The following is a 12815-nucleotide window of genomic DNA, read 5'->3' as shown; positions in this document are numbered from 1 at the left end:
GCAATGGGACCTTTTCTTTTATTCGTCGTGTCCGGTTCCTTCCGCCCGGCAGTCAAGCGGCACGCGGATCGAGACGACCGTTCCCCTTCCTTCGAAGGAAGTAATCGTCAGGCCGTAGCGGGGACCGTGCTGCAGCGCAATTCGGGCATGGACGTTGGCGATGCCGAGCGACGGGCTGCCGCCGAGCTTGCCGTCCGCCTCCGCGGCGATGCCGTCCAGCCGCCGGTTCAGCTCCTCGAGCTTGTCCGCCGGTATGCCGTCGCCGTTGTCCGCGACCTCGATGACGAGATCCTGCTGCTCGTGATACGCGCTGACGATAACCGTGCCGCTGCCGCGCTTCGGCTCGACGGCGTATTTGACGGCGTTTTCGACGAGCGGCTGAAGCGAGCATTTGACGATTCGCATCTCCAGGTACTTCTCGTTCACGTAGAAGCGGCTTTGGAAGTGCCGGGGGAAGCGGATTTTCACGATCTCGAGATACTTCCCGGCGTGCTCGAGCTCCTCCCGGAGCGTGACGAACGGCTCTTTGATCGATGCCGTATAGCGGTAGTAATCGCCGAGATTTTTGGCGATGACCTGAATGCGCTCGTTTTTCTCGACATAGGCCAGACTGTTGATGATCTCCAGCGTATTGTACAGCAGGTGCGGGTTGATCTGGTTCTGCAGCGCCCGGATCATCGCTTCTTTCTGCCCGAGCAAAATGTTCATTTCGTTCACTTTCATCCGGCCGACGGTGTCGATCAGTTCACCGAGCCGGCTCGTCATCCGGTTGTAGCCGTGGCCTAGCATCTGGATCTCGTCCCGGCCGGGCACAACGTCCGCCCTGACGTCCAGCTTGCCGCGCTCCGCTTGCTCCATAAGCCGCTTCAACTGCCGGAGCGGACGGGTAAACCGCCGCGCGGCGATCGGAACCAGGACGAGCACGATCGCAACGAGAATCAGAATCGCGGCCAGCGCCGCGTTGCGCGCCACCTTGACCCCGCTGGCCATCTCCTCGAACGGAACCATGGCGACCAGCTTCCAATCCGCCAGCTCCGAACGGCTGCTGGAGACGAGCATCTGGGTGCCTTGAATCGTTTGAACCGAAGACGAACGGTCCAGCTTCAATCCGGCGAGCTCCGTCTCTCCCATCGGCTTGCCGAGCAGGCCGGAGTCCGGATGATAAACGATCGTCCCGTCCTTCGAGACGATAAAGAAATAGCCTTTCTTCGCCAGGGTGGAGCGAACGATCGTCTTCTCCAGCTCGCTGATCCTCAGGTTAAGAACCAGCCGGCCGGCCAGCTTCATGCTGTCGGTGGAGAAGATCGGAAGCACGAGCGAGATGACCGCTTTGCCCGTCGGACCGGACCGGTGAGTCGGCAGCACCTGCAAATTCTCGCTCATCTGCGAGCCGTACCACGGTTCGTCCCGGTACGCTTCGGCCGGGTCGTCCAGGTTCTGCAGGTTCGATACGATGCGGCCGTCGGCGGCGACCAGGAACATGCTGTCCACTTCGCTGTAATTAAGCGCGATGTAATTGTTGAGAACGTCCTGCAGATCGGCCAACCTTGAAGGAGAAGTCGGCCCCTCGCTGACGAGCCAGTTCTGGATGATGCCGACGCTCTCCGCCGAGCGGGCGATATCGTTGCGGTTCGGCAGCGGGCCGGCCAGGAGCGAAGAGACGGATATTTTCATCTGCTGGAAGTAGAGCTCGATCTGGCGGTTCAGCCGGAACGAAGCGTCGTCCGCGAACTGAAAGAAGTCTTTTTTGGCCGCTTTCATATAGAAATACTGAGAGAAAGCCCCCGTGAGCGCGATCGCGGACAGCGTCGCCGTCAGGAGCAGAATGACGAGCTTGGTCTGGATCGAGTAGCGGTTCACCCAGCGTCCCCATTTCATAGGCCAAGGCTCTTCCGGTATTCGTTCGGAGTCAGGGACGACACCTGCTTGAAGACGCGGTTGAAGTACGGAAGAGAAGCGAACCCGACGGTTTCCGCGATCTCGTAGACTTTTCGGTCCGAATTCCGCAGCAGCTCCATCGCCTTCTCGATGCGAATCTGATTGAAGTAATTCACGAAGCTTTTGCCCGTATATTGCTTAAAAAGAACCCCGAAATAGGAGACGCTCAAGTGGGAATAGTCGGCCATCTGCTTCAGCGTGATTTCCTCTTGCAGGTTGTTCTCCATGAACTCGCAGGCGCGCTTGATGACGAGTCTCATGTTGTTGCCCGCGAATTGGGGATACCGGCGAACCCATTCGTGGAGCAGATCGTGGAACAGCTTGCGGGTCATCTGCTCGCCGGCTTCGTCGGGAAGCTCGGCCTCCCTCAGTTCCGGATAGACCGTCTTGATATATTCCGTCAGCTTGCCCAGGAAAACGCGCAGATAGCTGATCCGGGCCCCCGGTTCGAGCGACCGGCCGCCGAAGATCGCGCTCAGGATCCGATCCGCCTGCTCGAACAGCTCGACCGATTGGCAATCCGGCATGCGGTCGATGAACCGCTGGATGTCGACCAGCATCCGGTTGGGCTCCGCGAGCGTCTCCAGCCGGCCGATCGACCGAGAGATCGCGGCGTGAAGCTCCTGTTCCGAGATCGGCTTCAGCAAATACTCGGATACGTTCAGGCGAATCGCGTTCTGGGCATATGGAAAATGGTCGTGGCCGCTTACGATGATCGAGACGACCGGAAGCTGCGACTCGCGAATCCGGCGAATCAGTTCGAGCCCGTCCGCGTCCGGAAGCTGGATGTCCGTGACGAGCAAGGTCGGCCACAGCTCCTGAACGAGCCGCCAGCCTTCCTCGCAGCCGGAAGCTTCTCCGGTCACTTTGAACCCCTCTAGCTGGTGAACCATCTCCACGATCGCATCCCGGATCAACGGCTCGTCCTCGACGACCAGCACATGATACATCCGATCTCCCCCTTGTCATCTTCCACCTTACTCGATCGCCGGTTTCTTTAACAGGGGAAACCTTGGGAGGCTTATCCTTTGACGGAGCCCACCATCATTCCTTTGCTGAAATGCTTCTGCATGAACGGATAGACGACGAGCAGCGGAAGCGCCGCGAGCAATATGACGGCATGGCGGACGGCCGGTGTGTACGTATAGCCGCTGTCCGTGACGTCGAGCCCCAGCTCGGACGGGTTCACGATCAGCACCTGGCGCATGAACACCTGCAGCGGATAGCTGTCGCTGTCGTTCAGATACAGAATCGCCTGGAAGTAAGTGTTCCAGTTGGCGACGGCGTAGAACAGCGCGAACGTCACCATCATCGACATGGAGACCGGCAGGACGATCCGCCACAAAATTTTGAACTCGCCGCATCCGTCGATCCGCGCGGATTCCTTCAGTTCCTTGGGAAGCGTCTGGAAGAAGCTGCGGATGACGATCATGTTGAACGGCGCGATCGCGCCCACCAGCCAGATGGACCAGTAGGAGTCGATCAGCCCGAGCTTGTTCACGACCAGGTAGGTGGGAATCATGCCGCCGTGGAACAGCATCGTGAACAGCACCATGAAGTTGACGGCGGTTCTGCCCTTCACGCCCGGCTGAGCCAGGCCGTACGCCATCAGCACGGACAGCGCCATGTTGATCGCGGTGCCGACGACCGTGATGACGACGGCATTCCGGAACGAACGGACGAACTGATCGTTGTCCAGCAGGAACTTGTATGCGTCCAGCGTCCAGTGCTTGGGCCAGAGCACCACGTTCTTCAGGAGAAGCTCCTTGCTGTCGGCGAACGAACTCGTGACGGTGAGCAGGAACGGGAACACGACGGCCAGCGTCAGCAAGAGCAGAATGATGACGACGGCGAGTTGGAACACGCCGTCCCGCAGAGTAGACCGGGTTGAACTCATGGCTCAGTACACCCCTTCCTGTCCGAACTTCCGGGCGAGCCGGTTGGCTCCCATCACGAGCACGAGCCCGACCACCGACTTGAACATGCCGACGACCGCCGAGTAACTGTAGTCCCGCTGAAGAATGCCCGTCCGGTAGACGAACGTGTCGAATACGTCGGAGACGTGGAAGTTGAGCGGATTCTGCAGCAGGAAAATATGTTCGAAGCCGATGTCCATGAAGCTGCCGAGCCGCAAAATAAACAGCACGACGACGACGTAACGGATGCCGGGCAGCGTAATGTGCCAGATCTGGCGGAACCGTCCGGCGCCGTCCACGCGCGCCGCTTCGTACAAGGACGGGTCGATCGACGCCATCGTGGCCAGGTAGAGAATCGAGCCCCAGCCCATTCCCTGCCAGATGTTCTGAATGAGCCACATCGGCTTCAGCCAGCCCGGACTCGCAAACAGATCGATCGTCCCCAGCCCCGCGGAAGAGAGCCATTGGTTGATCATGCCGTCCTGCGAGGAGAACAGCGTAATGGTCAGAGAGACGATGACGACCCAAGAAATGAAGTGCGGCGCGTAGAGAACGGTCTGTACGAAATTCCGGAATGCCTTGAGCCGCGCCTCGTTCAGCAGCAGCGCCAGCACGACGGGGGCGGGGAAGAAGAACAGAATGTCCAGTCCCGCGAACAGGAACGTGTTTTTGAGCAGCAGCGGGAAATCCTGCTCCATGAACAGCCTGTGGAAGTTGTCCCAGCCGACCCATGGGCTCTTCGCGATGCCGACGAACGGATCGTACTGCTGGAAGGAGATGACGAGTCCGAACATGGGAACGTATTTGAACACGATAAAATAAAGCAGCCCGGGCAATATCATCAGGTAAAACGGCAGGTGGGACATGCTCCACCGGTTCTTGTCCGGGCGGACGGCAGCGCCTGCTGCAAGAGCCTTCCTCATGGCGACCTCCAAATATGAACCGCATTTGTCCTCATTATAGAGATCGCCCTGCCCGATTGCGTTGACCGGAATGTCTTTTTCTTAACCGATTTCACTTTGTTGGGGAGAAGACAGAAAAAGGAGAAAACGCTACTGCATCCCGTTGCCAGTAGCGTTTGGGTATAGGTCTAAGCGTATCCGCACAAAATCCGCAAGAAGAAAGGTTGGTATCCTCACATGAGCAAAAAACATTGGCAAGTCGATCCGGAACACAGTTCCGGACGCAAACAGCATCACCACTCGCCAACCGCAGCGGGACGAGCATCTGAAGAGCGATGACTTCCTGACGGGCCATCTGACGGTGCGCGGAATGACGAAGCCGGTCACCTTCCATACCGAGTTCGCAGGACTGAACCGCGATCCTCGCGGCCGGGAGCGCGCCGGCTTCCATTCCGACGCCCCGCATCGATCGCGGAGATTTCGACTTGACCTTCAACTCGCCTCTGGAAACCGGCGGCCTCGTTGTCGGAAACGAGTTGACGATCGAGCTTTACATCGAAGCCCTTAAAATAGACTGAAACGAATAAAGCTCCGGCTTTCCAACCAAGAAAAAACCAAGGAAGCTCTCCTTGGCTTGGAGGAAGGCCGATACGGCGCCGCGGCAGCGAACCGGCCGGTTATGGATGCAATGCTGGCAAGACCGTCAAAAAACCTTCTCTCCCGCTGCGCGGGGAAACCGGCAGCGAAAAAGAAGGTCGGCTGCGTCTCGCTCAAGATCTGCTCTCGTCAGATCTTGAGCTCCCCAAGTTTGATCAGCTCGACAACCGCTTGCGAACGACCTTTGACGTTCAGCTTCTGCATTACGTTCGAGATGTGGTTGCGGACCGTTTTCTCGCTGATGAAAAGTTGCTGGGCAATGTCGCGGGTCGTTTTGTCCTGCACGAGCAACTCGAAAACTTCGCGTTCCCGATTGGTGAGAAGGAATTTGCTTTTGTGATCGCTGCCTTTCAACGTGTGTCACCCCTCCTTGCCCGGGAATGGAATGATTACAAGGTTAAGGGATACAGTCAACTTTATCTTATGAAAGGCCTCGGACACTGGTGCGGTAACCCGGTAATTTTGGGCGTACAGCCTTCAAAAGGATCATTCCGTCGCGAGGATCGGACGCCGGGGACCGGGGCCGGCGCCGCCCGCTGTTTCGCTGCTTCCGGGACTCACGATACAATATGCGGCTGATCCCTGTTCGGGTGCCCGGGCAAACGCCCGATTGCGGCCGTTTATTCTTCTTTTTCCCGTTTTTTTATTGGAGCTTGCCGAAGCTCTTGATATGGACGTCGACGTGCACCTCGATTTGCGAACGGGCGAACTCCTCCGGCCAGTCCAGCCGCTTCCATGCGGCATAGGGCATGGCGTTCCGGACATGCTGGCCGACACCGATGGCGTCCGATTTCAGTTCCTTCATGGTCGCCAGAACGGCCTCGCATTTCAACTGAACGAACTTCTCTATCTCATCTTCGAGTTGATGGCGTTCGGCCGTGCTCTCCAAATCCAGGCCGCCGTTGTATTCCAGCAACGTGCCGGTCAACTTCAGCGATATCTTCTCTTTCGGCGGCTGAGCGCCTCCGCCGACGGATAGAACTTTGAGCTTCCGCGAGCTGTTGAATCTCATCAGGGTGGAGTCCTCGCTGACGAAGTCCTTGTCCGGGTAATCCAAGAACATGTCGCCCGCCCTGATGTTCCCGAGCAGCATGCCGAAGTAGATCTTCTCCTCGGCGTCGATCTTCCCGACGTATCGGTCTTCCTGGAACAGCGCGATCCCGTTAACGATCAGGCTGTTCCCGGTCTCTTTGAGAATGGACGCCGAGGGCTCGATTCCGTCGTCCTTGTAGTCTCTCAGGAACGTATACAGGTTCGAATCCGGGACGTCTCCCATCCGGCGCTCCGTGCGCAGAAGATTGTCGATGTATTCGCCGGCGGGCCCGCTTTGTTCAAAGTTTCGGGACAACATATGGTTCAGATCCCCTTCCGCGATAACGACGTGCACGCGGTTGCCGACGGACCCGTCCCGCATGAGAGTGTCGAGATATTTCCATATCCCTTTCCGCGAAAGCGCCGTGTCGAAGACAATTTGGCGGAGCTGCCCGTTGACGATTTTCCGGTCGTTCTGCAAATCGAACACTTTTATTGCCTGCCGGATCGTCTTGGAGACGGTCGAATAGACGATCACATCCTGCTCCTTGGTCTTCGGAATGCTGATCGTCACCTTGATTTTCCCGGTATTCTCTTCCTCTTCCTCCTCGCCTTCGTCCTCGGCGGCGGCCTGCAATCCGATGGTGCGGATAAAGCCGATCTTCTCGATGATCCGTTGGTCCGAACAACCGGTCATCATCAGCATCAGCAGCGCCAGCAGCAACGCAAGAAAGCGGGAAAGCTTACCCGCTGCCCGACTCCTCATGTCCGGCACTCCTTTCTTTGCGGCGCATCCGGTAAGCGGCAGGGATAAGCAGCGCCGGAATGAGGAAAGCCAGTATCGTCTCGAGATAATACGCATTGTTGAGCAGGTTGCCGAAAGGATTCAGCGCAATGGACACGCAGCCGGCCCCGAACAGCACTACCGCTATCCCGCGTTCCAGCAGTTTCGGCTTCGCTTTCGGGAATACGCGCCGCATCGTCGCCAGCGCGGCATAGCAGAACATGACCGACGAGACGAGATTCGGAAACAAGAAGACGCAATAGATTAAGTTGTCGATGCGATTGATAAACGGAAACTCGAAATATTCGAGCGTATTGAGTACCGGATACTCCATCACCTGCAGCTGCTGGAAGCTGAAAAATCCGAAAGCGATGAAGACCACCAGAAGCTGAACGGACGTGTTGAGCAGATGTCCGGCGACCACTCCTTTGAACAGCTTGCTCTTCCGATCTACGTAGGGGAACAGGAACATGCACAGCTCGTATCCGATATTCACGATAAAGACCTCCGTCCAGCCCGCCAGGGAATGTCCTTTCTCCGTTCCTTGAAAAAAAGAAGTCGTAAATCGCGTCAGACTCCAATCGCGGGAGAAATACGGCGCCAATATATTCAGCGCGAAGGTGATCAAAAAAAAGACCGTGGTCGCTTTGACGATGCTATAAAGGTCTTTCACGAGCAGGCAATAGATCAGAACGCAATAAAACAGGAAAATCATAATCTCGCTAGTCGAACGAAAGGATAGCATTTGATAAAGCGTAATAAAATTTTTGCCGACCAACGCTCCGACCGCAATCCAAAACAATGACAGCGCCATATAGCAGGGGATGAGCAGCGCCCGGGGAACGACGGTTTCCGCGATCTCGTGAACCGAACGGCCCTTGCCTACCACGTAAACCGCCCGGTACATCCAGATGTTAACGAGAGCGGCCGCGGATAGAAGGATCACTCCTACCCAGCCGTTCGTCCCGATATTCTCCGCGACGACCCGCGACAGGCTGAATATGGTGATATCCAACTCGATCATGTAGATAAGCAAAGCGATGTGGAAAACGTTCAATTTTTCGGTCACGCGGACCCCCCGCTACTTTTTCATTTTGACCTTGACCGGATTCGGCGATTGGGCGATGGACGGGCGTTTCCGAAGCGCATAGAACGGCCCGCGGACGAACGTGTCGATCGCGTCCGCGAGATTGGCGGGAGCGACCGGCGTCAAATAAGAGGCCCCAAGGTTCGTGATGCCGGCCAGCTGGATAATGACCAGCGCGATTCCCATCATCAGTCCGAGGTTGCCCAGGATTCCGGCCAGGATAATCAGGCCAAACCGGATCAAACGCAGGGACGCGCTCATGATATAGCTGGGAATGACGAAGGAAGCGATCGCCGAGGTGGCGACGGCGATGATCAGAATATTGCTCGTGAAGCCGGCCTGGACGGCGGCCTGGCCGATCACGATCCCGCCGACGATGCCGATGGTCTGGCCGATCTTCGTCGGCAGCCGGGCCCCGGCCTCGCGCAGCAGCTCGATGGTCGTCTCCATGAGCAGCGCTTCGATCAGCGGAGGAAACGGCACCTTGCTTCGGGATTCGGTCAAGTTCAGCAGCATCGTATGGGGAATCATCTCGTAATGGAACGTGGTGATCGCGACGTAAAAAGCGGTAAAGCAGATCGTGATCAAGAAGCCGAGAATCCGCAGCATGCGGAGCGCCGTGCCGAGCAGCCACCTCTGGTAATAATCGTCGGGCGAAGCGAAGAAATCGAAAAACGAGGTCGGGGTGCTGAACACGGACGGACTTCCGTCGACAATGCAGGCGATCCGGCCTCCAAGCAGCTTGGAGGTGACCGCGTCGGGACGCTCGGTCGTCATGAATTGGGGAAAGACGGAGTTCGGGTTCTCGTCGATCAGCTGAACGAACATATTGGCGTCGTACACCCCGTCGATCTCGATGCTCTCGACCCGCCGGGTCATCCGGTCGACCAACGCGGGATTGGCGATGCCGTCCAAATAGAGCAAGACCACTTTCGTCTTGCTCACTTCGCCGACGGAGAGCATGACCGTCTTCAACTTGGCGCTTTTGAGCCGTCTCCGGATAACCGCCAGGTTTTCCGTCCAATTCTCGACGAAGCCGTCATGCGGTCCCGCGATGACCGTCTCCGTCTCGGACTGCTCGATCTTTCGGCCGACCGACCTCGCGACGTCGGCAAGCCAGGCGCGATCCTCGAGGAAGATCGCCGCATGGCCGTTCAGGATGCCTTCGATACATTCTCCCAGCGTTTCGACGGTACAATAAGGAGGACGGTACAAGACGGAGGCCGCCTCTTGGGGATCGGCGTCCGCAAACGGCAAGACCAGGTCGCGCAAGAGCTCATCGTTGCCGGCCAGGAACGTGAAATAAACCGCTTCGACGCCGCAGGAGGAGAAGCTGCGGCGCGTCATGTCCGAGCAGTCCTTGAAATGTTCCAATATTTTCTGAAGCGAAGGCCGATCCGTCAACGCCGTCGCGTCCGCCTCGGCGGAACCGCTCTTATCCACCATAACTCTCCCCTTTTATAAAAGATGAAGAAGATATGGATAATCCTTCCCTATTGTTTCCGGCGTCATACGCAGGTGAAGAGGCGTCGGCCTGCCGAAGAAAAGCCGGTCCGCGCGGCGCGAATCCGCGGGGACCGGCTTGCTTGAAGACAACGGATCAGCGGGTCATGCCGCGAGCCGTGCCATGGGACGGAGTCGTCGGAGCGTAATACGAAGGCGCGGTTTTGGAATAAGTGCGAGCGCCGTTGTACGTGCCGGCTTCCGTCGGGAAGATGCGGTTCACGAGCGCGTTGAACTCGGTAACGAAGCCTTGGATCGGATGGCCGCCGCTCACTTGATCGGCGAATCCCTTCATCCGTCCGTAAAAATCGGCGTTGGACGAGACGTAGACGTTGTCTGTCGTAGGAGCCATTCCTTTGACGATGTCGGCGACTTTGTTTTTGACCAGATCCGATACTTCCTGATCGGTCGCGGTACCGGCCGCTCCCGGCATGCCGGCGCCGTTCGTGCCGGTAAGTCCCGTCCCTCCGGCCGTCGTTCCGCCTCCGGCCGTCACGCCGTTATTGCTCCGGACGTGGCCGTTCCAGCCGGCCGAATTCGGATTGTTCGGGCCTACCCCGCGGTCCGGCGCCGCGCCCAGGCTGTAAGGCGTAATCGTATGCGTTCCGCCCCGGTTGCGGTTGTGAATCTTCATGCCGTCCTTGTCATCGGAGATGGCGACGTATGCGTTCCGGTTCGTCAGCATGACGTAAGCCGACTTCACTTCGGGAAGGGCGGCCAGCTGGTCCGCGATCTTCTGGCTCATCTCGAGCTTGGAGTTGCCGTGAAGCCTGGAGCCGACGTTGTTGTTCATCTGCTGCGTTCCGTGGATGCGGTTTTGCTCGGCAGCCTGATCGTTCAAGAACCGGGTGCCGTTCGCGCCGTGCATCCGATAGTTGTTGGAACGGATATTTTTGTTGCCGACGTCCCCCTGCTTGGCCATACAGCCCGTCAAAGCCAGCGCGGTGGAGAGGACTACCGTCGACACGGTCATCATTTTGTGCATCGTGATCCTCCTTACGGTCAACTTTGGCGTCCCGGCGCCTTTCCGTAGTTTGTCCTCCGGGTAGCCGGCTATCCTTGGCCAAAGGACGATTGACAGTAGCACTTTTTGCAATTATGATAAAGGCAAATCGAAAATTAGTACCTGGTTCTAGTATCTAATATTATGATCGGAAGGTGGACCCAGACGATGCAAACGCAAACGGGCGCGACGGAGTGGAAAAGCCGTGCCGCGATAACGGCCATCGGCAGCTATGTGCCGGAGAAACGGTTGACGAACGACGATTTGGCGGCAATGGTCGATACGAACGACGAATGGATTACGCGCCGGACCGGCATCAAGGAGAGAAGAATCTCCGGGCCGGACGAATTCTCCAGCCATTTGGCGATCGCCGCCGTGCGCAACCTGGCCGAGCGGTACGGGAAATCGCCGGAGGATATTGACGCCGTTCTCGTCGCGACCACGACGCCGGATATGCCGTTTCCATCCGTCGCTTCGCGCATTCAGGAGGCGCTCGGCATGCGATCCTGCCTTGGCTTCGATTTGAACGCGGCCTGTGCGGGGTTCGCCGCCGGCCTGCAGATGGCGAACGGCTTGATTCTGACCGGAGCGTACCGTTCCGTTCTCGTCGTCGGCGTGGAGACGCTGTCGAAGATAACCGACTACACCGACCGGTCCACCTGTATCCTGTTTGGAGACGGCGCTGGCGCCGTGCTGGTCGAGCGCGCGGAGGAAGGCCGGATTCTCGCGTCGGACGCGGCCGTTTGGGGAGCGGGCGGCTCGTTCGTTTATGCGACGGGATTGGCCTCCGAGTTGAACGGCGAGCCGCTGACGGGCGGCGGCAAAATCGTGCAGAACGGCCGCGAGGTGTACAAATGGGCGGTCACCCAAGTCCCGCTTGGGATTCGCCGCTTGCTGGACGCGGCCGGCCTCGGCATGGAGCAACTCGATTGGTTCGTGCCCCACAGCGCGAACTTGCGCATGGTGGACGCCATGTGCGAGCGTCTGGAGATATCTCCGGAACGAACGCTGACAAGCGCGGAACGGTTCGGCAACACGTCTGCGGCTTCCATTCCGCTCGCGCTCGATCTCGCGGTCCGGGACGGACGGCTAAAGGACGGGCATCTCGTGGCTCTGTACGGATTCGGCGCGGGTTTGACCCAGGCCGGCGTGCTCCTGAACTGGACCCTGCGCGGCTAAAACAGGCCGATGACGCGGTTCAACCGTCGTGGCGGCGGCTTCCTGTCCACGTAAACTGGTATCATCCCAGTTCAGGAGGCCTGCCCGCATGTCCGACCAACCACTTGTCAGCATCGTGATTCCTTTTTACAATTGCCCGTTTATCGACCAGGCTGTCGCCAGCGCGCTGCAGCAGACCTACTCCCCGATCGAAATCATCGTCGTCGACGACGGTTCCACCCTTCATCAAGAGAAGCTGAAGCCGTTCCTCTCACGAATCCACTACTTGGGCAAATCCAACGGGGGGACGGCCAGCGCGCTCAATTACGGCATTCGAATGGCTGCCGGCGAATACATCGCCTGGCTCAGTTCGGACGATTGCTTCTACCCCCACAAAGTGGCCACACAAGTCCAATACATGAGAGAACGCCAAGCGCTCATCAGCTGCACCGACTTCAACCTCATCGGCCCCTTCAACGAGCTTATGATGCCGTCCCTTGCGGTTAAATTTCCGTCCGTTCGGGCCTTCTTCAGCGCCATGTACACCTTCTGCCCGGTCAACGGCTGCACGGTCATGATGCACCGCTCCCTGCCGGAGAGAGTCGGCTATTTCAACGAAGCGTTATCGTGCACCCAGGATTACGAATATTGGCTGCGCGTGTTCCTCGCAAACGTCGACTTCCACTACATTAACGAAACGCTGACGGCTTACCGATGGCACGAAGGCATGGGAACCCGGCAACGGAAAGCTGTCGTGGACCGCGAGTTCTCGCGGGTCCGGGACCACTACGCTCCTCAGATGAACTCGTTTTTGCAAGCCATGCCTTAAAGGAGG

General features: G+C 58.1%; 11 protein-coding genes. 2 read left to right on the top strand and 9 right to left on the bottom strand.

Annotated elements, in window-relative coordinates; genetic code table 11:
• Positions 1-18: 18 nt before the first annotated feature.
• From H7C18_RS16875 to H7C18_RS16835, 9 genes are all read right to left on the bottom strand, one after another.
• Entirely contained in the window at positions 19-1878 is a 1860-nt protein-coding gene (locus H7C18_RS16875) for a cache domain-containing sensor histidine kinase (protein ID WP_185130264.1), read from the bottom strand.
• A complete protein-coding gene (locus H7C18_RS16870) occupies positions 1875-2888 on the bottom strand; it encodes a response regulator (RefSeq protein ID WP_185130263.1) in 1014 nt (337 codons plus the stop codon). Before H7C18_RS16870 ends, H7C18_RS16875 begins: the two co-directional genes overlap by 4 nt.
• 71 nt (positions 2889-2959) lie before the next feature.
• Positions 2960-3835, bottom strand: coding sequence for a carbohydrate ABC transporter permease (locus H7C18_RS16865; RefSeq protein ID WP_185130262.1), 876 nt, complete (start codon positions 3833-3835; stop codon positions 2960-2962).
• 3 nt (positions 3836-3838) lie between these two features.
• A complete protein-coding gene (locus tag H7C18_RS16860; RefSeq protein WP_238357757.1) occupies positions 3839-4777 on the bottom strand; it encodes an ABC transporter permease in 939 nt (312 codons plus the stop codon).
• 765 nt (positions 4778-5542) lie between these two features.
• Complete coding sequence (locus H7C18_RS16855; protein ID WP_019422432.1) at positions 5543-5767, bottom strand: helix-turn-helix domain-containing protein; 225 nt, start codon at positions 5765-5767, stop codon at positions 5543-5545.
• A 289-nt stretch (positions 5768-6056) separates the two neighbouring features.
• The gene (locus tag H7C18_RS16850; RefSeq protein WP_185130261.1) at positions 6057-7211 is read right to left on the bottom strand and encodes a Ger(x)C family spore germination protein; all 1155 of its coding nucleotides are present in this window, start codon (positions 7209-7211) and stop codon (positions 6057-6059) included.
• Positions 7189-8298, bottom strand: a complete 1110-nt coding sequence (locus H7C18_RS16845) for a GerAB/ArcD/ProY family transporter (protein ID WP_185130260.1) — start codon at positions 8296-8298, stop codon at positions 7189-7191. The genes H7C18_RS16850 and H7C18_RS16845 overlap by 23 nt, the downstream gene beginning before the upstream one ends.
• Positions 8299-8310: 12 nt before the next feature.
• Complete coding sequence (locus H7C18_RS16840) at positions 8311-9759, bottom strand: spore germination protein (RefSeq protein ID WP_337913623.1); 1449 nt, start codon at positions 9757-9759, stop codon at positions 8311-8313.
• Positions 9760-9916: 157 nt separating this feature from the next.
• The gene (locus tag H7C18_RS16835) at positions 9917-10804 is read right to left on the bottom strand and encodes a YhcN/YlaJ family sporulation lipoprotein (protein WP_185130258.1); all 888 of its coding nucleotides are present in this window, start codon (positions 10802-10804) and stop codon (positions 9917-9919) included.
• Between the two features lie 186 nt (positions 10805-10990).
• Between H7C18_RS16835 and H7C18_RS16830 the strand changes: the two genes are divergently transcribed.
• Positions 10991-12001, top strand: coding sequence for a ketoacyl-ACP synthase III (locus H7C18_RS16830; RefSeq protein WP_185130257.1), 1011 nt, complete (start codon positions 10991-10993; stop codon positions 11999-12001).
• An 88-nt stretch (positions 12002-12089) separates the two neighbouring features.
• Entirely contained in the window at positions 12090-12809 is a 720-nt protein-coding gene (locus H7C18_RS16825; RefSeq protein WP_185130256.1) for a glycosyltransferase, read from the top strand.
• The last annotated feature ends 6 nt before the right edge of the window (positions 12810-12815 follow it).

The organism is Cohnella zeiphila (assembly GCF_014212055.1).
Taxonomy (GTDB): domain Bacteria; phylum Bacillota; class Bacilli; order Paenibacillales; family Paenibacillaceae; genus Cohnella; species Cohnella zeiphila.
This window is presented reverse-complemented; position numbering and strand designations above follow the sequence as displayed.